This window comes from Serratia sp. K-E0102 (assembly GCF_029962625.1).
GTDB classification, from domain to species: Bacteria; Pseudomonadota; Gammaproteobacteria; order Enterobacterales; family Enterobacteriaceae; genus Serratia; species Serratia sarumanii.
On the sequence record NZ_CP124754.1, the window covers coordinates 4,837,223 to 4,857,801 of the forward strand.

The following is a 20,579-nucleotide window of genomic DNA, read 5'->3' on the forward strand; positions in this document are numbered from 1 at the left end:
CCGGCGGCTCCCCTCGAGCTTTATTGACCCTCGCCGCTTAAATGCCGGCGGTTTCCCGAATATAACGGCGCGCTTTTACCGCATACTCGAACGGGTTGGCCAGCGCCGGATCCTGCTCGGCCTCCACCACCATCCACCCTTTGTAACCGCGCTCGTCCAGCAGCTTGAACACCGGCCTGAAGTCGATCACGCCATCACCCGGCACGGTGAAAGTGCCCTTCTTCACGCCATCGAGGAAGCTCAGCTTGTTGGCCTTCACTTCCGCCACCACCTCATCGCGCACGTCCTTCAGATGGACGTGGTTGATGCGCGGCAGATACTTCTCCAGGATCGCCATCATCGCCTGCTGGCTGCCTTCCGAATAGTAGGCGTGGCCGGTATCGAACAGCAGGTAGACGTCGTCGTTGACCATGCTCATGTAGCGATCGATTTCGGCCGCGGTTTGAATGCCGGTGCCCATGTGGTGGTGCAGACACACCTGCATGCCTTTACCGGCGGCGATCTTCGCCAGCTCGTTGTAACCGTCGGCCACCCGCTGCCACTCTTCATCGCTGAAGTACGGCTTCTCTTCGAACACGCCTTTGGTGGTGCCCTGAATGCTCTTGCTCTGCTCGGAGCAGCCGATCACCCTGGCGCCCATGGCATGCAGGAAATTCATGTGGTTGATAAATTCATCGATGGTTTTGTCTTTCTGGCCGTCGGCGAAAAAAGTGCTGAACCAGGCGTTGCAGATCTGGATACCGCGAATGTCCAGCATCGGTTTCAGCACCGCCGGATCGCGCGGGTATTTGCTGCCCACTTCGCTGCCGGTGAAGCCGGCCAGCGCCATTTCGCTGACGCACTGCTGGAAGGTATTTTCCTTGCCCAGATCGGGCATGTCGTCGTTGGTCCAGCCGATTGGCGCGATGGCCAATTTCACGTTGTCTTTATTCATGGTCTGCCTCGGTGCTTGGAGGGCCGCCGGTGCAAACGCCGCCGGCGAGCCGAATAAGATTATTTGCCCAACAGCTCTCTTTCGATGCGCTCTCTGGTCGCCACCGCCTGGCTTGGCATCTTTTCCGGGTAGCCGAACAGCGAGGTGCAGATGATCGATTCGCCGCCGACCTTGAAGCTGCGGTTGGCAAATTCCATGTCGCGCAGCGTCTGGAATAGGGCGTCGAAATTCACCTCGCCTTCGCCGATGCCGACGTGCTGGTGCACCGCAGCGTCAACGCCCGGCGGGTTGACGATATAGCGGCAATGTTTGGTGTGATTCATTGTGTCGGCGATCAGCACGTGGGAAAGATCGTCCCCGGCGTACTGCAGCATGCCGGCCACGTCACCCTGCCCCTTGTCGTAGTAGAAGGTGTGCGGCACGCTGTAGAGGTATTTGACGTGGTCGCTGCGCAGCGATTTCACCAGATCGGCGGTTTCGTTGCTCAGCTCGCAGAAGTCCCACGGGTGCGACTGGATCTCCATACGGATGCCCTCGCGCTCGACGATCGGCAGCAACTCCTCCATCGAGCGATACCACAGCTCCTCGCAGATCTCCGGTTCGTTGGGGTTGCCCGCCAATTCGGTGTTGATCACCTGCACGCCCATTTCCACCGCGATTTCGATCATCCGCCGCCAGTTTTTGACCGCTGCCTGGCGGCGATCCTCCCCCGGCCCGGACCAGCGATACACCACGATAAATGAGGAGATCTCCACGCCGGTCGCTTTCAGGGCGTTTTTATACTCCGCCATGATTTCGCGGCTGGCCTTCGGATGCTTGTAAAACGGGTTGATCTGCGGGTGCGGCGACTGCTCGATATATTTGTAGCCCCAGTCCGCCACCTGTTGAACCATTTTGGTGACGCCCAAATCCCGTATAACGTCGACATCAAAAGCGATCTTCATGGCCACTCCTCTGCAATCGTGGGTAGGTGGTGCAAGCCGGTTATTTGTTGTAAAACGCCGGGCGCGCCGGCAGGGTCACCGGCACGATTTCGCCGCTGAGCTGGGCCGCCACGCAGGCGTCGGCGGTCACCGCGGCGGCGTAGCCGTCCCAGGCGGAAGGCCCGGTCAACTTGCCCGCGGCCACGTCGTTGATGAAGCCCTGTAGCTCAACGTCATAAGCGTCGATAAAACGATCCTTCCAGTCGGTCAGAATTTCGGTCGACAGGCGGGCGCCGCTGCGCATCTGCACCGAAGACGGCTCCGGCAGTTTGGCGATGCCGGTTTCCCCTACCACTTCACACTGAATGTCGTAGCCGTACTGGCAGTTGACGAAGATTTCGACGTCAATGCGCGTGCCTTTAGCGGTTTCGAACAGCACAATCTGCGGATCTTTCAGGTGTGGGAACGCCTTCGGGCTCTTGCGCGGGAACACCACCTGCACCGACACATAGTCGTCGTCGAGCAGCCAGCGCAGCACGTCGATTTCGTGGATCAGGGTGTCAGTGATCGCCATATCGGTGGTGTAGGCCTCGCCGACCGTCGGGTTGCGGTGCGCGCAGTGCAGCATCAGCGGCTCGCCGATCTGGCCGCTGGTCAGCACCTGTTTCAGCGCGCGATAGCCCTGGTCATAGGGGCGCATAAAGCCGACCTGCACCAGCCGTTTGCCGTGCTTCGCTTCGGCATCGACGATGTTTTTGCAGCCCTGCGCGGTCACCGCCAGCGGCTTCTCGCAGAACACCGGTTTGCCGGCGGCGATGGCCGCCAGCACGAACTCTTCGTGGCTCGGCCCCCAGGAAGTCACCAGCACCGCCTGCACGTCGGCGGCCTTAATCAGATCGTGGCCGTTGTCATACACCCGCGCATCCAGCTGCAGATCGCTCACCACCTTGGCGGCGTTGTCGCGGTTGATGTCATTCACCGCCACCACCCGTGCGCCCTGCAACACTTTGCTGCAGCGACGGATATGATCGCGGCCGATGGCGCCGGTGCCGATAACCCCAATGTTCAATGTCATTTTCGCTACCCTCGAGATTTATATATGAAAACGAATCAGTAATCGCGCGCCTTATCGATGTTTTCCTGCAGCTTGCGCGCCACTGCGACGATTTTCTCGCTGTCGGCCACCTGAGCGCCGCCCACGCGCCACCAGCTGAGATACTTGTGCACCATGGTCTTCGGCAGCACCTTGATGTCCAGCAGCGTGGACACGGTCTGCCTGCGGGCGTCGGCCAGCGCATCGAGCAGCTGCTGCTCGGTGGTGACGCGATAGGTTTTGCAACCGTAAGCCGCCGCCAGCATGGCGAAATCGACCGGCACCAGTTTGCCGTCGAGCTTGCCGCCCTGTGGATTACGGAAGCGGAATTCGGTGGTGTAGCTGTCCATGCCGTGTTCCATCTGCAGGTTGTTGATGCAGCCGTTGGTCATGTTGTCGAACAGCATCACGTTGATCTTGCAGCCTTCCTGAATCGAAGTGACCAGTTCGGAATGCAGCATCATGAAGGCGCCGTCGCCCACCATCGCGTACACCTCGCGCTGCGGCTCGGCCAGCTTGACCCCCAATGCGGCGTTCACCTCATACCCCATGCAGGAGTAACCGTACTCCACGTGATAACCGTGCTCGCCGCGGTTGTGCCACACCCGCTGCAAATCGCCCGGCAGGCTGCCGGCGGCGGCGACGATCACGCTGTCCGCCGGCAGCTCGCGGTTCAGCACCCCCAGCACCCGGCTCTGGGTCAGCGCGGAATCGGTCTGGGCGATAAATTCGGCGAACACCCGCTCGCGATCGAGGTGATCGTCTATCTCCGGCACAAAGCCTGCGCCGCCGTATTCCACCGCGTAAACGCGCTCGGTCTCTTCACGCTGGGCGCTGCGCGCCGCGGCGATGGCGTCGCCCCAGCCGGCGCGGTACTCGGCCTGCGCCAGCAGCGCGCCCAGTTCGCTCAGGGCCTCGCGGGCGTCCGCCAGCACCTGCACGCCGTCGAGCTTGCCGGCGTCAAAGGCGCTGACGTTGATATTGAGGAAGCTGACGTCCGGATTTTGGAACAGCCATTTGGACGAGGTGGTGAAATCGGTGTAACGGGTGCCGACGCCGATCACCAGATCGGCCTGACGAGCCAGCGTATTGGCCGCCAGGCAGCCGGTTTCGCCAATGCCGCCAAGGTTGAATTCATGGTCGCTCGGCACCGTGCCTTTGCCGGCCTGGGTTTCGGCGAACGGAATGCCGAAGCGCTCGGCGAATTCGCGCAGCGCCCGCCCGGCCTGCGAGTATTTCACGCCGCCGCCGCACACCAGCAGCGGTTTGCGTTTGGCCGCCAGCAGCGCCAACGCGTCCGCCAACATGCCATCGGTCGCCGGGCGGCGATCGAGCCGATGCACGCGTTTTTGGAAGAAATAGTCGGGATAGTCGTAGGCTTCACCCTGCACGTCCTGCGGCAGACACAGCGTCACCGCGCCGGTTTCCGCCGGATCGGTCAGCACGCGCATCGCGTTGATGCAGGCGCTCATCAGCTGTTCCGGCCGCACGATGCGGTCCCAGTATTTGCTCACCGCGCGGAACGCGTCGTTGGTGCTGATGCTGAGATCGTAAGACTGCTCGATTTGCTGCAGCACCGGATCCGGCTGGCGGGATGCGTAAACGTCGCCCGGCAGCAGTAATAAAGGAATGCGGTTGGCGGTGGCGGTGGCCGCGGCGGTGATCATATTGGCGGCGCCGGGGCCGACCGATGAGGTGCAGGCGTAGATCTGCCGGCGCAGCTTCTGTTTGGCGAAGCCGATCGCCGCATGGGCCATCCCCTGCTCGTTGCGGCCCTGATGCACCCGCAGATCGCCGCTATCCTGCTCCAGCGCTTGCCCCAGCCCCAGCACGTTGCCGTGGCCGAAAATCGCAAAAATGCCCGCGACGAATTTGGTTTCCACACCGTCGGCCAGCAGATACTGGTTATCGAGGAATCTGACGAGCGCCTGCGCCATGGTTAGCCTGATCTTGCCCATTTACTCACCCTTTAGATTGAGGGCCGCCCCGGAAAGGGCTCGCGCCGAGCCGACAATTCCGTGTTTGTGTTACGCGGCGGCAGCTATTATCTTGAGCAGGCGATGCCCGCTGCTCACGAAGTCGACAACCTGAAACGTGAAGCGATTATAAACAAATATATTTTTCATAAAATCACATTACAGAAGAAACATTTCATTTTGCGATAAAGATCGCATAATGCATGAAAAGCCCGTTTCATCTCGTGATTCAGCCTTCACTGGCTTCGCGCCACGCACCGGCCAATAAAAGCCGTTGGCTCATGGGTTGACCGCCTTTTACCCTGTCATTTCCCCTCTTTTATGCGTGCCCCGGCCCCCCTCCCGTAGCCGTTTCACCGCCTTTTCCCACGCCTCTGTCGATGTTTTAAATGCATCACATTTTTGGGGTGTAAATTTCATTCTATATTGAAATTGAAATTTTCATTCCCCATACTGTCCACATGCTTCCTGCAGGGCGCCACGCTCGGGCCGCCGCCGGAGTTTTGCTTAAACAGAAGGAAACGGGTATGGCTACACAAGAAAAACAGCTTGATGTCATTTGTCTCGGGCGCATCGCCGTCGATTTCTATGCTCAGCAGATCGGCGCGCGGCTGGAAGACGCCGGCACATTCGCCAAGTACCTCGGCGGTTCTTCCGGCAACGTGGCCTACGGCACCGCCATTCAGGGGTTAAAATCCGGCATGCTGGCGCGCGTCGGCGACGAGCACATGGGCCGCTTTCTGCGCGAAGAACTGCAGCGCGTCGGGGCCGATACCCGCTGCCTGATCACCGACAAACAGCGATTAACCGGCCTGGTGATCCTCGGCATCAAGGATCAGGAAACCTTCCCGCTGATCTTCTACCGCGAAAACTGCGCGGACATGGCGCTGACGCCGGACGACATCGATGAGGCCTACATCGCTTCCTCGCGCGCGCTGGCCATCACCGGCACGCACCTGTCGCACCCGAACACCCGCGCCGCGGTGCTGAAGGCGCTGGAATACGCGCGCCGCCACGGCCTGCGCACCGCGCTGGACATCGATTACCGCCCGGTGCTGTGGGGGCTGACGTCGCTGGGCGACGGAGAAACCCGCTTTGTGGAATCGGACCAGGTCACGCGCGAGCTGCAGGAGGTGCTGCACCATTTCGATCTGATCGTCGGCACCGAAGAAGAGTTTCATATCGCCGGCGGCAGCACCGACACGCTGACGGCGCTGAAAAACGTGCGCCGGGCCACGGCGGCCACGCTGGTGTGCAAGCGCGGCGCGCAGGGTTGCTCGGTGTTCGAGGGCGAAATCGCCGATGGCTGGGAACAGGTGAAACTGCACGCCGGCGTGCGGGTTGAGGTGCTGAACGTGCTGGGGGCCGGCGACGCCTTTATGTCCGGCCTGCTGCGTGGCTACCTGAACGATGAGGGCTGGGATCAGGCCTGCCGCTACGCCAACGCCTGCGGCGCGTTGGTGGTCTCGCGCCACGGCTGCGCGCCGGCGATGCCGACCAAACGGGAGCTGGACGACTACCTGCTGCGTGAACGGCAGGTCACGCGCCCGGACCGCGATGCGCGCCTGAACCACCTGCACCGGGTCACCACCCGCAAGCAACAGTGGCCGGAACTGTGCGTCTTCGCCTTCGATCACCGCAAGCAGCTGGCGGACATGGCACGCGAAGCCGGCGTCGGCGAGGAGCGCATTCCGCGCCTGAAAACCCTGCTGCTGACCGCGGCGCAACAGGCCGCCGCGCAGGCCGGCCTGAACGGCAACAGCGGCATTCTGGCCGACACCACCTACGGGCAGGCGGCGCTGAACGAGATCACCGGCCAGGGATGGTGGATCGGCCGGCCGGTAGAGCTGCCCAGTTCGCGCCCGCTGCGCCTGGAGCACGGCAATATCGGCTCGCAATTGATCGACTGGCCGCAGGAGCACGTGGTGAAGTGCCTGGTGTTTTATCACCCGCACGACGCGGCGGAACTGCGTCGCGAGCAGGATGAACTGATCGCCGACGTCTACCGCGGCTGCTGCAAATCCGGCCACGAGTTGCTGCTGGAAGTGATCCTGCCGGACAACAACCCCGACAAGGACGAACGCCATTACCTGGAGATGATTGAACACTTCTACCGGTTGGGCATTCAGCCGGACTGGTGGAAACTGCCGCCGCTGAGCGCGGAAAACTGGCGGCGGGTCGGTGCGCTGATCGATACCTACGATCCCTACTGCCGCGGCGTGCTGATCCTGGGGCTCGACTCCCCGGAAGCGGTGCTGAAGGCGGGCTTTGCCGCCGCCGCGGATGCGCGCTGGGTGAAGGGTTTCGCCGTCGGCCGCACTATCTTCGGCCAACCTTCGCGCCGCTGGCTGCAGGGGGAAATCGACGACGCCGCCCTGATCGAGCAGGTGAAACAAAAATACCTGACGCTGATCGGTTTCTGGCGCCAGTACCGCCCGCAGGCGGGCGGCGCGCACTGACAGCGAGAGCAGGTTCACGTCCCCTTAAGGCCATTTCGCCGCTTTAAGGGGATTTTTTTGCCTATTTTCTGTGAAGTCGCGCAATGTGCGATCGAATAAATCGCTTTTTGAGGAAATGAAATTTCCGCTCCGTCTGTTAAAATACCCTGTCAATATTTCAGGCGTCAGGCCAATGCGCCTTCACCCCACTGCGAGCCGAATGGATGAACAACCCAACTCAACTTTCGCTGTTACAGGACGAGATCCGCCACCGTTATGAAACGCTGAGCAAGCGTTTGAAGCAGGTGGCGCGCTATATTTTGGATAACAGTAACAGCATCGCTTTCGATACCGTTGCCTCCATCGCCGCACAGGCCAGCGTGCCGCCTTCCACCCTGATCCGTTTCGCCAACGCCTTCGGCTTCAGCGGCTTCAACGAAATGAAGCAGGTGTTCCGTCAGCATCTGATGGAAGAGACGGTGAACTATACCGAGCGCGCGCGCCTGTTCCGCCAAACCTCCACCGACGACAACGTCGCGCCGGAGAAACCGGCGGAAATTCTCAACGTATTCACCATGGTCAACGCGCAGGCGCTGCAGCAGCTGGCGATGCAGATCGCCCCCGAGCAGCTGGATCGCGCCGTCGAGTTGCTCAACAACGCCGAAAACATCTACGTGATCGGCCTGCGCCGTTCGTTCAGCGTCGCCTCCTATCTCACCTATGCGCTGCGCCATCTGGAGCGCCGCGCGTTTCTTATCGACGGCCTGGGCGGCATGTTCACCGAACAGCTGAGCATGGTGAAACCGAAGGACGTGGTGATCGCCATCAGCTATTCGCCGTACGCCCGCGAGGCGGTGGAACTGGTGGAATTGGGCGCCAAGCGCGGCGCGCAGCAGATCGCCATCACCGACAGCCAGGTCAGCCCGCTGGCCGCCTTCAGCGACGTCTGTTTCGTGGTGCGCGAAGCGCAGGTGGACGGGTTCCGTTCGCAGGTGGCCTCGATGTGCCTGGCGCAGACGCTGGCGGTTTCGCTGGCGCTGAATAACGCCCGGGACGAGTAAGGCTGACAAAAAAGCCCGGCAAGCCGGGCCTCAGGCGCTTATTGCGCGGCGGGATAGCCGTCGCCGTTAATCCAGGCGTGGTCTTTTTCCCAAGTAAACTTCCACTGCCGCACCGGCCCGGCCATCACGTTGAGATAATAGTTGTCGTAGCCCGCCAGGGTCGCCACCGGGTGATAACCGCGTGGCACTTTCACCACGTCCCGATTGTAGACCGGCATGCATTCGTCGAGCGTGCGATCGTCGGTATAGACGCGCTGCATGCAGAATCCCTGCTCCGGCTGAATGCGGTGATAATACGTCTCTTCCAGATAGGTTTCGTCCGGCGAGTCTTCCCGATCGTGCTTGTGGCTCGGGTAGGAACTGGTGTTGCCCTCGTCGGTGTAAACCTCCACCACCAGCAGGCTGTCGGCCGGCTCGCTGTCCGGCAGAATGTTGTGCACCAACCGCTGGTTGCGCCCCTTGCCGCGCCGCTCCACGCCGATATCCGCCGGCGTAATCAGCCGTGAAGGCAGGTGGCCGCTGCCGGGCGCGCTGCACACCGCCAGCTCCAGATCGGTTTCTGCCCGCACGTCGATGCGATCGTGGTGCGGCACATACACCGCGTAAGGCGGCGTGCGCTCGAACGGGCTCATGCGTTTGCCGATATGCGGGTATTCGGCGCGCAGCGTGGCGACGGAGGCGATACCGGCCACCAGCACCAGGCACAGCTCCTTGTCACCGCACTCCAGCTGCAGCGACTGCCCGGCGGCCAGGCGATAAACGTCGAAACCGACATAGCGCCACCCGGCATTTTCCGGCGTCACGTGCTGAATACGCCCCTCGGCGTTCGGCGTCTGACATTTGGCAAGCAGTGAAGACATCTCGATTCTCCTGTTAACTCCCCGTGCAAAGGCCGTTGCCCCGAAGGAGCAACGGCCCGCTCATACTTTGCGATGGCTTAACCCAGCGTCGGCATGCTGAATTCGGACACCGTCTGCTGCCCGGCCGGCCAGCGCGCGGTGGCGGTCTTCATGCGCGTGTAGAAGCGCACGCCGTCGGTGCCGTGCACGTTAAGCGCGCCGAACACCGAGCGCTTCCAGCCGCCGAAGCTGTGGAACGCCATCGGCACCGGCACCGGCACGTTGACGCCGACCATCCCGGCCTGCACTTCTTGCACGAACTGGCGCGCGTAGTGGCCGCTGCCGGTAAAGATGGCGCTGCCGTTGCCAAACTCGTGGCCGTTCACCGTGTCGATGGCGGTGCGGTAATCCGGCACCCGCACGATGCCCAGCACCGGCCCGAAGATCTCTTCACGGTAGATGCGCATGTTCGGCTTCACATGGTCGAACAGCGTGCCGCCGACGTAGTAGCCTTCAGGATAGCCCGGCACCTGATAATTGCGGCCGTCGGCCACCAGGGTGGCGCCTTCTTCCACGCCCAGATCGATGTAGCCCAGCACCTTTTTCTGGTGGGCGGACGACACCAGCGGCCCCATTTCATTCTCTTCACCGCCCTGCTGCAAGCCCGGCCCGACGCGCAGCTGCGCGATCAGCGGCTTCAGTTTGGCGATCAGTTTATCGGCGGTGTCGTCACCGACTACCACGGCGATCGGCAGCGCCATGCAGCGCTCGCCGGCGGAGCCGAACGCTCCGCCCATCAGCGCGTTGACCGTGGCGTCCAGATCGGCGTCCGGCATGACGATCGCCTGGTTCTTCGCCGCGCCGAAGGCCTGCACCCGCTTGCCGTGCGCGCTGGCGGTGGTGTAGATATGTTCCGCCACGGTGGAGGAGCCGACGAAGCTCACCGCCTGAATGCGCGGATCGGTGCACAGCTGCGCCGCGTCTTCATTGGCGCAGTGCACCACGTTGAACACGCCGTCCGGCAGGCCGGCTTCTTTCAGCAGTTCCGCCAGGCGCACCGAGGCGGAAGGCACCAGCGCCGGCGGCTTGAGGATGAAGGTGTTGCCGCAGGCCAGCGCGATAGGGAACATCCACATCGGCACCATCGCCGGGAAGTTGAACGGGGTAATGCCCGCCACCACGCCCAGCGGCTGCATCAGCGAGAAGCTGTCGACGCCGCTGCCGACGTCCGGCGAATACTCGCCCTTGATCAGATGCGGGATGCCGCAGGCGAATTCGACCACTTCCATGCCGCGCGTCAGTTCGCCCAGCGCATCCGAGTACACCTTGCCGTGCTCGCTGACGATAAGCTCGGCCAGCTCGTCGCGGTGCTGTTCCAGCAGCGCCTTGAAATTGAACATGATGCGCGCGCGGCGCAGCGGCGTGGTGCGCGACCAATCGGCAAACGCCCGATGGGCCACGTCGATGGCCTGCTTGACTTCGGCGGCGGTGCTCTGCGTGACGCGCCGCTCAACCTGCCCGCTGGCCGGGTTGTGCACGTCGACGGTTTGATTGCTGCTGCTCAGGCACACCTGCCCGTCAATAAAGTTACCCACGGTTTTCATGTCACGCCCTCTTTTCAAGTCCGCTGTCGCCTGGCCACTCGCCGGCGGCGCGGCGTTAATCGTCCCGCTCGCCAAACCCCGTCGGCAAGCCGGCTACATCCTGACCGGATGCAGCAAACTTTATTTCATTGAAAAAAAAGTTTCAAATAAATTGTTTTGAAAAATTTGTTTTTAGTGCGTGAGGTCGCAATTTTGCGGTGTCGATCGGGTTGGCACTTTCATTACCGCGCCAGGGAAAGCGCAACGGCGCAGGAGAAACCAGGGGCAATACACACTGACTTTGCTACAGAAAACCCGCACCGCGCCTGCCCTGTCGCCGTTACCGCCCGCCCCAGAACGCCCAAGGCGCCCGGATCGCGCGTGACGGTTTTTTTTGAACTGGATCTAAAAATCAATATTCCATTATTCACTAATTATGAAATAAATGTTCTTGTTTGTTCCAGCATTTATCGACGACATCGCCTTGATGACAGGCACGGTTCACACCCTTCCGCTCGCCCTCTTCCCGACACCCCAACCGTGCGGACGGAAGCCAGGATAAAAATCGGAGCAACACATGTCATATCAGCGTAAGCACAATACCGGCTACATATTGCGAATTTGCGGCATCGCCGCCCTGGGCGGCATTCTGTTCGGCTACGATACCGCCGTGATCTCCGGCGCGATCGAAGCGCTGAAAACCTATTTCAATCTCAGCCCGGCCGAAACCGGTTGGGCAGTCTCCAACGTGGTGATCGGCTGCGTGGTCGGCGCCTTCGCCGCCGGGCCGCTGGCGGCGCGCTGGGGCCGTAAAAAGGCGCTGATGCTGGCGGCGCTGCTGTTCACCGTTTCCGCCGTCGGCGCAGCCTTGGCCCCGACCTTCACCTGGTTCGTCATCTACCGCATCATCGGCGGGCTGGCGGTCGGCATTGCCGCCACCGTGTCGCCGATGTACATGTCGGAAGTGTCGCCAAAGGACATGCGCGGGCGCGCGCTCAGTATGCAGCAGTTCGCCATCGTGTTCGGCCAGATCGTGATTTTCTACGTCAACTTCAAAATCGCCAGCCTCGCCAGCGAAGCCTGGCTGGTGGAAATGGGCTGGCGCTGGATGTTCGCCTCGGGCGTCATCCCCTGCATTCTGTTCTGCATCCTGGTGTTCGTCATTCCTGAGTCGCCGCGCTGGAACGTGATGATGGGCCGCGACGATCAGGCGCTGGCGATGTTGACCAAGGTTTCCAACGCCGCCCATGCGCAGAATCTGCTGAAAGAAATCAAAGACTCGCTGCAGCAGGATCAACAACAGCGGCATCGGAAGCTGAACTACGGCGATGTGCGGGTGCGTTTCATCCTGTTCGTCGGCTGCATGATCGCCATGCTGCAGCAGGTGACCGGCGTCAACGTAATGATGTATTACGCGCCGGTGGTGCTGAAAACCGTCACCGAAAACGCGCAGGAAGCGCTGTTTCAGACCATCTGGATCGGCGTGCTGCAGCTGGTCGGTTCGGTCATCGGCGCCATGCTGATGGATCGCATGGGCCGCATTCCGCTGATGCGTTACGGCACGCTGGGCGCCATCGCCGGCCTGCTGCTCACCTCGTACGCGCTCTACACTCAGGCCACCGGCTATTTCGCGCTGTTCGGCATGCTGTTCTTCATGGTGTTTTATGCGCTGTCCTGGGGCGTCGGCGCCTGGGTGCTGGTGTCGGAAATCTTCCCGAACCGCATGCGCGCGCAGGGGATGAGCATCGCCGTCGGCTGCATGTGGGTCGCTAACTTCGCGGTGTCGCAGTCGTTCCCGATGATCAACGACCACCCTTACCTGTTCTCGCATTTCCACGGCGCCTTCCCGATGTGGATCTTCGCCGCCTGCTGCCTGTTCAGCTACTGGTTCATCGGCCGCTATATTCCGGAAACCAAAGGCGTCTCGCTGGAAAAAATGGAGCAGGTGGTGCTGGCCAAACGCCACCGCCACCCCCTGCCCGACGGCAAGCCGCTGCCGCTGGAAAACGGCAAATCCTGATCTCTCAACCCTGACCGCTGGAGTAATGCCTCATGACCATTGCACTGGACCGCTTCTGCATTAACCGCAAGATCGCGCCGAATCTCGATCTGGACAGTTTTTTCCGCCTGGTGAAACGCTGCGGGCTCAGTAAGGTTGAGCTGCGCAACGATATGCCCAGCGGCAAGGTGACCGACGATCTGAGCGACGCGCAGCTCAATGCGCTCGCTGCGCAATACGGCATCGAGATCGTCACGATCAACGCCATCGGCATGTTCAATCTGATGGACAACCCGGCGGCGCTGCAGCAGCGCGCCGAAGCGTTGCTGGCGCAGGCGCAGGCCATCCACAGCCGGGCGCTGGTGCTGTGCCCACACTGCAGCGCCGATGACACGCGCAGCGAGCAGCAAAAACGCGACGACACCCTCGCCGCGCTGCGGCTGCTGGCGCCGCTGTTTGCCCGCTATGGCGTGCAGGGGTACGTCGAGCCGCTGGGCTTCGGCATCAGCTCGCTGCGATCGTCGCTGCTGACCCAGGCGCTCATCCGCGATTCGGGCGCGCCGTACCGCATCGTGCTCGATACTTTCCACCACTATTTAAGCGGTGTGGCGCAGGCCGACTTCGACGCGCAGATCCAGGTGGCGCAGATCGGCCTGGTGCATCTGTCCGGCGTGGAGGATGGGCGGGATAAAGGCGCGCTGAGCGACGAAGAGCGCATCATGTTGAGCGAGGGCGATCGGCTGGAGAGCCGCCGCCAGGTGCAAAACCTGGAACGCCTGGGCTACACCGGCGTCTATGCCTTCGAGCCCTTCTCTTCGCAGCTGGACGGCTGGAGCGAGGCGGATATCGAACGGGAAATCCGCCAGAGCATCGCCCTGCTGCAAGGGTAAAAAAAACGGCCTCCGCGGAGGCCGTTTTTCATGGCGTTACTTCAGGTTGCCGACCACCAGCTGGTGGCGCGCGTTGTAAAACTTACGGTAGGCCAGATAGCAGGCGATGATGGTCGACAAGCTGGCGGTGGAAAGCAGCATGAAGGTCACCATAATCTGGTATTTGATCGCTTTCACCGGATCGATGCCGGCGAAGATCAGCCCGGACATCATGCCCGGCAGGCTGACCAGCCCAACGGTTTTCGCCGAATCCACGGTCGGGATCAGCGAAGCGCGGATGCTGTCGCGGATCAGCGCCGCCGAAGCGAACTTGGGCGTCGCCCCCAGGCTGAGCATCTCCTGAATCTTCTGCTGTTCGCTTTTGAAACGTTGGCCGAGGTTGGTGTAGCACAATCCCACCGCCACCATGGCGTTACCGGCGATCATCCCGGAGATGGGGATTACCTGCATCGGCGTAAATTCGATGGAGCCAGTCAAGACCAGCACCGCCAGCGTCAGCACCGCGCCGGTGGTGATGGCGATAAACGACGTCACGAACGCGTGTTCGACGTACTTGCTGCGTTTCTTGGCGTTGTAGGCCGCGTTAAAGCAGATGAACAGCACCATCAACACGGTGAGCACCGCGTTATCCAGATCGAAAATGTACTTCAGCACGTAGCCGACGATGATCAGCTGCACCACCGCGCGGCAGATGCTCCAGATAATGTCCTTTTCCAGCGCCAGCTTTTCCCGGTGGCTGATCAGAATGGCGACCACCACCAGGATCATCGACAAGCCTAAGGATTCGTTGGTGATGTTATGCTGATTCATGCTGTTGCTCCTGTTGCTCGGCGCCGTGCGCGCGCAGGGTGATCACCTCGTCCGCATGCGCTATCTCTTCGGTATCGTGCGTCACCCACAGCACCGCCAGCCGGTGCTCCGCCACCAGCTGATGCACTATCTCATTGACGTTGCGCTTATTTTCCTCGTCCAGCGCACTGGTGATCTCATCGAGCAACAGCACCCGGGGCATAAACTGCAGGTTGCGGATCAGGGACACGCGCTGCTTCTCCCCGCCGGACAGCTCATTGATGCTTTTGGTCAGCATCGCCTCCGGCAGCCCGAAACGCGCCAGATCGGCCTGCATTTTTCGTTCATCCGGCGACTGTTGACGGATCTGGTAGGGCAGCGCCAGATTGTCGTAAACCGTATTGCCGAACAGCGCCGGCGTCTGGAAGCAGTAAGAAACCTGTTTGCGATACGCCTCCGGCGACATCTCGGCGATCGCTCGTCCGTCGAAATAGAGGTTTCCGCTGGTCGGATCCATTAAGGAAGAGATGATTTTCAGCAGGGTGCTTTTCCCGCAGCCGGAAGGCCCGGTGATCAGTTTGAACTCGCCTTCACCCAGCGTGAAAGAGACGGAGTCCAGGATCACCTGGTTGTCTATTTGATAATGAATATCATCCAATCTCAGTATGTCTTTCTTTTCCTTCATTACGATGCCGGCTCCCTACACCTGTTCCCGTCTGAGCGATAAGTATATGGCTGCAAAAAACATATTAGCAATGCCTGTACGGATGGCAGCGAGCGGAGAGGAGGATTGACGGAGCAAAACGCCCCGTCAAATAATAAATTTTACTAATGATTAGCTGTAGGAATAGTCAAAAGCGACCGCCAGGGTCGAATCACTCTTTTTTTATCGCTGCCTGTTCGTCGCAGCTGTACCAGCGTAGAGAATTGTTGATGCTGCGGTGGGTGCAGCGGACCTTGCCCTCCTTTTCCAGCGCCAGCAGCAGGGTGCGGGTGGTATAAATGTTTTCGCCGCATTTATCCGCCAGCTCGCGCGTCTTCGGCCACTGCTCCGGCGGGGGATGCAGGCCCCCGGCCCCTTCCACAAGATCCCGGCACAATCCCCGCAACACATCCAGCATCAGCGATTTTCTACTTTCAAACGTTTTCGGCACCTTGGCCATAGCATTCCTCCTGAGTGGTTACTGCTGAGCCCCCGTTCATGACTGCACGTCAGTGATGCGCAGGGGCATAAATCACGGCGGCGTCCGCGCAAACGACGTTGTTCCGATAAAATAGACCTGGCGCTGCCTATCACCGCGCGAATGAATATTTATTAATAAATCCAACCTTTGCCGATAAAATGTCATGCATTGTTCCTCGGATTTTTCACTAGGATTTTTCTGTGCAATTTTTTTCATGGTTATCATGATATGAAGATGTTTAAACAATCCCATAACGAACCGCGAATACATAATTACCAACATTGTCACCGCATGCGCCTTACATCTGTTAAATGCATTAATCGCAGTAATCATTCCATCGTTCATCCTTTGATTATCACTTAGGTCATTATTATGTAATGCCTACGGCATCACCTGCCCTTTTCTGGTTAATCACAATGGGTTAAATAACATAAGCGCGTCCAAAAAATAGCATCTGATAAGAATAATCTTCCCTATGCCTTGTTGTTATTTTTTTGTTAACGACTCTTCGACAAACCATCGACAACCCAGGAATAGGCGGTGGAACACCATAGGGACAACTAACCACACAAAATCATACAAAACAAATGCTTATGTTTTTCATTTTGTTTCATAAAGAAAATTCTTCAATGTTCGTCAAAGCGTAATATTAGCAAAGCGATATTGCGCATTGTAGGGCAACCGCTATTACAGTCGATCTAATATCTCGCATAACCTTATTTATGCAGTCATTTATTCTGGATAATATTTACATACGATCTATTGGTTTTTGATCTTATATTTAACTTTTTCCTTTTGGTTTTATATTCTGAATTTGAGTTATTTCAACAAAATCTATTTCCAAGCAATGCTATTGTTTGCAAGAATATTCCCAGCAAAACGCCATACCGATATTCGGGTTTTAAAATCAAATAAAACCGACCAAACATCACATAACCATTTCGTTATTAAAAGCAAATAACGAAAAGTGTGCGTATTGCCCAAAGCAAAAGGATCTGGCTCCCATCGCAGTGCGGCTAACAGGGCGTTGCTGCTCTGCGGGGATTTAGGTGTGCTTTTCTTTTTATTTAAATACTCTCTACAGGAACCTGAGAAATGAAACTGAATAAATTAATGCTGGCGACCGCCATTGCTTTTTCTACCGCCTCCGTTGCACATGCGGCGCCGACCCCGAACCAGGGCAGCGGCACCGTGACCTTTAGCGGTGAAATTATCGATGCGCCTTGCAGCATCACGCCGGACTCCGTCGATCAAACCGTCCCGATGGGCCAGATCAGCAGCCGCATCCTGGCCAAAGAAGGCAAATCCAGCGCCGAACCCTTCAGCATTGAGCTGAAAGACTGCGCGCTCAACACCATGAAAAACGTCAAGGTGACCTTCACCGGCACGCCGGATGCCGTCAACAGCAAATTGCTGGCGCTGAGCGGTTCAGCCAGCGGCGCGGGCATCGTGATTTACGACCAGCTGCACGCCAAGGAAGTTGAGCTGGGCACCGCAACGGACGGCCAGGGCCTGAACGAAGGCAACAACGCCCTGAAATTCGCCGCATACCTGCAAGGTAACAGCGCTTCCGGCGCCGTCGTGCCGGGCCAGTTCACCAGCGTGGCGAACTTTACCCTGGCTTATCAGTAAGCCTCGTTGGGGATGCCGGCGCGGGCATCCCCATGCTTAACGACGCCGGCTCCGGCAAAGGAACCGATCTCGACAGGGAGAAGCCAGCATGACCATCCATTGGCGAGGCGCATTGCTGATCGCGCTCAGCATCGGCAGCGCTAGCGCCACGGCGAAAACTCAGGGCCACGGCAAAGTCAGCCTGGGCGGCGAAATCGTTGAAACGCCGTGCAACATCGCCGGCGACAGTTTGGATCAAACCGTTGATTTCGGGCTGGTTTCAATGAGCGACGCCGGGCGAGATGCCCAGCCGAGCCTCATCGGCAGCCGCCGCCACTTCGCCATCAGGTTGGTGAACTGCGAACTGGCCAGCCAGATAAAGCCCGATTTTATTTATCGCGCGGCCAACCTCACCTTCAGCGGCATCGCGGATAGCCAAGAGCCGCAATGGCTCGCCGTCCATGGCGAGGCGCGCGGCATGGCTATCGAGTTGCTGACCGACGCCGGCACCCCGATCCCGCTCGGCAGCACGACGGCGGATTATCTGATCGTTGCCGGCGATAACACGCTGCGCTTTGGCGCCCAGCTGCGCATTCACCCCGACAGGGCACGGGCGGGCGGTTTCAGCTCATTGGCCAAATTCACCCTGTCTTATCTGTAGCCGGTTTTCGTTAGGAACGCTGTACAGCATTACGTATTCAGGTCTTACGGGATGACCTGCTATTAGGCGCGGATTTGCCATGAGTGATCATTCTATGACGTCTTTACTGACAATAAAAAAAACGCCCATCATCGTCATTCTCTCTGTTCTCTGGGCAAAACCGGTCTTTTCCGCCACGGAATTCAATACCGACGTGTTGGATATCGGCGAACGCAGCAAAGTGGACTTATCCCGCTTTTCCGACGCCGATTACGTCATGCCGGGCACCTATCTGCTGGATATCAAAATCAACCAGAAAACGCTGCCCCAGCGCAGCATTCAGTATTTCCCGTCGCCGGATAACAAGAGCGGCAGCCAGGTGTGCCTGCCGCCTGACCTGGTGGAAAAAATGGCGCTGAAAGAAGAAGCGGCCAAAAAAGTCACCCTGTGGCGCGACAACCAGTGTGCCGACATTCGCGGCATCAAAGGCGCAACGGTTTCCGATCGCATCAGCGGCGGCGTGCTGGCGATCACCATTCCGCAGGCCTGGATGAAATACTCCGATCCCGACTGGACGCCGCCCGAGCAGTGGGACGATGGCATCCCCGGCGTGCTGCTGGATTACAATCTCAGCGGCCAAATCGGTAAACAGCACCACGACAACGGCACCGCCGAAAGCCTCAGCAGCTACGGTACGTTGGGCGCCAACCTGGGCGCCTGGCGCCTGCGCGCCGATTATCAGACCGATTTCAACCAACAATACGGCCGGCGCGACAGCAATTTCGACTGGAATCAGATCTACGCATACCGCGCGCTGCCGATGCAGGCCGCCAGGCTGACGCTGGGCGAAACCTACCTGAATTCGCCGGTGTTCGACGCCTACCGTTTTACCGGCCTCAACCTCGCCAGCGACGAGCGCATGCTGCCGCCCAACCTGCAGGGTTACGCGCCAGAAGTACGCGGCATCGCCAAAAGCAACGCGCGGATCACCGTCTCTCAGGAAGGCCGCACGCTGTATCAAACCACGGTGCCCGCCGGGCCGTTCGCCATTCAGGATCTCAGCAGCTCGGTACGCGGCAAACTGGATGTGAAAGTGGAAGAACAAGACGGCAGCGTTTCCACTTTTCAGGTAGATACCGCCAGCATTCCTTATCTGACCCGTCCCGGCTACGTGCGCTATAACGTGGCGCTGGGCAAGCCGTCTGCCTACGATCACCGCACGCAAGGGCCGGTGTTCTCCGCCGGCGATTTCTCCTGGGGCTTGAGCAACGCCTGGTCGCTGTACGGCGGCGCGCTGCTCGGCGGCGATTACAACGCCTGGGCTCTCGGCCTGGGGCGCGACCTGAACCTGTTCGGCGCCCTGTCGGTGGACGCCACGCAGTCGATCGCGCGCCTGCCCGATGAACCCAGCGCCAAAGGCATGTCATTCAAGGTCAACTACGCCAAGCGTTTCGACGAGCTCAACGGCCAAATCACCTTTGCCGGCTACCGCTTTTCGCAGCGCAAATTTATGACCATGTCGCAGTACCTGCAGGCGCGCTACGGCGACATTGACGATCGCTACAGCGGCCGACAAAAAGAGTTGTATACCGTCACCGCCAGCAAAACCTTTATGGCGGAGGACAGCGCTCAGGCGATCACCGCTTATCTGACCTACTCACACCAGACTTACTGGGACGCAGGCGCGCAAAACCGCTACGGCATGTCGACCAGCAAGCTGTTCGACTTCGGCGGGATCAGCAACATCACCGCCTCGTTGGCGGCCTATCGCACTCACTATCGGGGCCGCACCGACGATAGCGCGATGCTCAATTTCACCGTGCCTATCGGCGAGCACAACCGTCTGGGCTACGCGCTGCAAGTCAATAACCGCGACGTGACCCAAACGGCGACCTACACCGACAACAGCGACATCAACAATACCTGGCAGGTCGGCAGCGGCGTCACCCAGTCCGGCAAACCGACGGCGAGCGGTTACTACACCCATAACGCGTCGTTCGGCACGCTCAACGCCAACGCGTCTTATCAGCAGGGCAGTTACTCCTCGATTGGCGGAACTTTCCGCGGCGGCCTGACCGCTACCCGGCACGGCGTCGCCGCGCACCAGAACGCCGGCAACGGCGGCAGCCGCATGATGCTGGATACCAACGGCGTCGCCGGCGTGCCGATCAACAACGGCCGCGCTTACAGCAACCGCTTCGGATTGGCGGTGATCTCGGACATCACCAGCTACTACAACACCGATACGCGCATCGACGTCAACAAGCTGGCGGACGACGTTGAAGCCACGCGCGCGGTGGTGCAAGGCACGCTGACGGAAGGCGCCATCGGTTATCGCCACTTCGAGGTGGTGAAAGGCAGCAAGCTGTTAGCCACCATCAAACTGGCGGACGGCAGCGAACCGCCGTTCGGCGCCACGGTGCTGAGTGCAACCGGACGGGAGATCGCGGTGGTGAACGACGGCGGCTCGGTGTATCTGACCGGCGTCCAACCGGAAGAGCGGTTGGACGTCGCCTGGGAAGGCCGCCGTCAGTGCCGCATCGCCATCCCAGGCGCCGCCAAACCGCTGGACCGGCTGCTGTTGCCGTGCGCCAAACCGTAATCCGCAACACATTGAGA

The 20,579-nt window shown here is 59.7% G+C and carries 16 protein-coding genes; 7 read left to right on the top strand and 9 right to left on the bottom strand.

Translation table 11 applies throughout. The annotated features are described in order from the left end of the window. Positions 1–37 precede the first annotated feature (37 nt). From iolE to iolD, 4 genes are read right to left on the bottom strand one after another with little or no spacing between them, the layout of a single operon-like run. Complete coding sequence (gene iolE, locus SSARUM2_RS22945) at positions 38–934, bottom strand: myo-inosose-2 dehydratase (RefSeq protein WP_049213038.1); 897 nt, start codon at positions 932–934, stop codon at positions 38–40. Between the two features lie 59 nt (positions 935–993). After that, a complete protein-coding gene (locus tag SSARUM2_RS22950) occupies positions 994–1,878 on the bottom strand; it encodes a sugar phosphate isomerase/epimerase (protein ID WP_004930845.1) in 885 nt (294 codons plus the stop codon). Positions 1,879–1,918: 40 nt separating this feature from the next. After that, on the bottom strand, positions 1,919–2,932 hold the full coding sequence (locus SSARUM2_RS22955; RefSeq protein ID WP_033649354.1) for a Gfo/Idh/MocA family oxidoreductase: 1,014 nt from the start codon (positions 2,930–2,932) through the stop codon (positions 1,919–1,921). 35 nt (positions 2,933–2,967) lie between these two features. Next, the gene (iolD, locus tag SSARUM2_RS22960; RefSeq protein WP_033649355.1) at positions 2,968–4,908 is read right to left on the bottom strand and encodes a 3D-(3,5/4)-trihydroxycyclohexane-1,2-dione acylhydrolase (decyclizing); all 1,941 of its coding nucleotides are present in this window, start codon (positions 4,906–4,908) and stop codon (positions 2,968–2,970) included. Positions 4,909–5,453: 545 nt separating this feature from the next. Between iolD and iolC the strand changes: the two genes are divergently transcribed. Both iolC and SSARUM2_RS22970 read left to right on the top strand, forming a co-directional pair. Further along, the gene (gene iolC / locus SSARUM2_RS22965) at positions 5,454–7,385 is read left to right on the top strand and encodes a 5-dehydro-2-deoxygluconokinase (protein WP_041037067.1); all 1,932 of its coding nucleotides are present in this window, start codon (positions 5,454–5,456) and stop codon (positions 7,383–7,385) included. Positions 7,386–7,588: 203 nt separating this feature from the next. Then, complete coding sequence (locus tag SSARUM2_RS22970) at positions 7,589–8,425, top strand: MurR/RpiR family transcriptional regulator (protein WP_004930856.1); 837 nt, start codon at positions 7,589–7,591, stop codon at positions 8,423–8,425. A gap of 38 nt (positions 8,426–8,463) precedes the next feature. On the opposite strand, the gene iolB is transcribed toward SSARUM2_RS22970, so the two are convergent. Continuing rightward, positions 8,464–9,285, bottom strand: coding sequence for a 5-deoxy-glucuronate isomerase (gene iolB / locus SSARUM2_RS22975; protein WP_033636349.1), 822 nt, complete (start codon positions 9,283–9,285; stop codon positions 8,464–8,466). Positions 9,286–9,362: 77 nt separating this feature from the next. Then, the gene (locus tag SSARUM2_RS22980; protein ID WP_015379335.1) at positions 9,363–10,868 is read right to left on the bottom strand and encodes a CoA-acylating methylmalonate-semialdehyde dehydrogenase; all 1,506 of its coding nucleotides are present in this window, start codon (positions 10,866–10,868) and stop codon (positions 9,363–9,365) included. A gap of 556 nt (positions 10,869–11,424) precedes the next feature. Between SSARUM2_RS22980 and SSARUM2_RS22985 the strand changes: the two genes are divergently transcribed. Both SSARUM2_RS22985 and SSARUM2_RS22990 read left to right on the top strand, forming a co-directional pair. Next, a complete protein-coding gene (locus SSARUM2_RS22985) occupies positions 11,425–12,867 on the top strand; it encodes a sugar porter family MFS transporter (RefSeq protein WP_033636350.1) in 1,443 nt (480 codons plus the stop codon). Positions 12,868–12,899: 32 nt separating this feature from the next. Beyond that, positions 12,900–13,736, top strand: a complete 837-nt coding sequence (locus SSARUM2_RS22990; RefSeq protein WP_060453118.1) for a TIM barrel protein — start codon at positions 12,900–12,902, stop codon at positions 13,734–13,736. Positions 13,737–13,772: 36 nt separating this feature from the next. Here SSARUM2_RS22990 and fetB read toward each other — a convergent pair whose 3' ends face one another. From fetB to SSARUM2_RS23005, 3 genes are all read right to left on the bottom strand, one after another. Beyond that, the gene (fetB, locus tag SSARUM2_RS22995; RefSeq protein WP_033636352.1) at positions 13,773–14,546 is read right to left on the bottom strand and encodes an iron export ABC transporter permease subunit FetB; all 774 of its coding nucleotides are present in this window, start codon (positions 14,544–14,546) and stop codon (positions 13,773–13,775) included. Further along, entirely contained in the window at positions 14,533–15,210 is a 678-nt protein-coding gene (fetA, locus tag SSARUM2_RS23000; protein ID WP_033636353.1) for an iron ABC transporter ATP-binding protein FetA, read from the bottom strand. The genes fetB and fetA overlap by 14 nt, the downstream gene beginning before the upstream one ends. A 190-nt stretch (positions 15,211–15,400) precedes the next feature. Next, a complete protein-coding gene (locus SSARUM2_RS23005) occupies positions 15,401–15,688 on the bottom strand; it encodes a FaeA/PapI family transcriptional regulator (protein WP_033649362.1) in 288 nt (95 codons plus the stop codon). Between the two features lie 1,116 nt (positions 15,689–16,804). Between SSARUM2_RS23005 and SSARUM2_RS23010 the strand changes: the two genes are divergently transcribed. The 3 genes from SSARUM2_RS23010 (at position 16,805) to SSARUM2_RS23020 (ending at position 20,562) form a co-directional block, all read left to right on the top strand. Next, the gene (locus tag SSARUM2_RS23010) at positions 16,805–17,341 is read left to right on the top strand and encodes a fimbrial protein (RefSeq protein WP_033636355.1); all 537 of its coding nucleotides are present in this window, start codon (positions 16,805–16,807) and stop codon (positions 17,339–17,341) included. 88 nt (positions 17,342–17,429) lie between these two features. After that, a complete protein-coding gene (locus SSARUM2_RS23015; protein ID WP_060453116.1) occupies positions 17,430–17,981 on the top strand; it encodes a fimbrial protein in 552 nt (183 codons plus the stop codon). A 79-nt stretch (positions 17,982–18,060) separates the two neighbouring features. Further along, complete coding sequence (locus tag SSARUM2_RS23020; RefSeq protein WP_060446113.1) at positions 18,061–20,562, top strand: fimbria/pilus outer membrane usher protein; 2,502 nt, start codon at positions 18,061–18,063, stop codon at positions 20,560–20,562. Positions 20,563–20,579: the final 17 nt, after the last annotated feature.